At 59.0% G+C, this 742-nt stretch carries 1 protein-coding gene and 1 pseudogene; both read right to left on the reverse strand.

The features are described from left to right. Nucleotides 1-221 (reverse strand): annotated as a pseudogene (locus tag DAD99_RS21400) (IS5/IS1182 family transposase); the annotation flags it as partial. A 286-nt stretch (nt 222-507) separates the two neighbouring features. Further along, the coding region (locus DAD99_RS21405) for an ATP-binding protein (RefSeq protein ID WP_193342525.1) at nt 508-742 on the reverse strand (235 nt) is incomplete at its 5' end.

Here is a 742-nt window from a genome sequence, read left to right on the forward strand (position 1 = left end):
AGATTATGGAGAGTCTGCAGGACCATGACCGAAGCGATCACGTCCGCCGGGGTCGAGGGGCGGCCGCGCCCGGAGGCGAACAGGTCTGCGAACGCGTCATCGGGGAACAGTTCGTGCCGGTGCTCGGCGAGGAACCTGAACACCGAACCGGCCGGGAGCATATGCCCGGCCAGAGCATCGACATCCAAAAGCTGACGCTGACCATCATCACGACCCTGCATAGATCCAGTCTTAACCAAATCCCGGAACGCTCAAGCAGGCGCGCCTTAAGCCCCCAAAATTATTCAGCGCCGTCCTAGACATCTTTCGCCGGTTAACCCTCCGTGAGTGGGGCAAGGCGTGCGGCCGTTCGTAGTCGTCCCGCTGGATATCATAAAAACACCTTTCCCGACATAAGTAGGAGACACTTCATGGGACGAACACCTGGCGCTACGAACCGCACCTGTTAACGCCAACCGAAAATAGGGCCAATAGTGCCAATTGAAAACGGGGCCACGGGTTGTTGTTCTATTGTGCCGTACTGGCGGCAGGTTGGTGTTTTTTGAGGCGGTAGCTGTTGCCTTTGAGGCTGATGACGTCGGCGTGGTGGACGATCCGGTCGATCATGGCCGAGGCGATGGTCAGGTCTCCGAAGACGTCGCCCCAGCGGGCGAACGGGAGGTTGGACGTCAGAATCATGGACGCGTGTTCGTAGCGGCTCGAGACGAGCTGGAAGAACAGGTTCGCGGCGTCCTGATCGAAC

This window comes from Pseudarthrobacter sp. AB1, from assembly GCF_014926485.1.
In the GTDB taxonomy this organism is placed as follows: domain Bacteria; phylum Actinomycetota; class Actinomycetes; order Actinomycetales; family Micrococcaceae; genus Arthrobacter.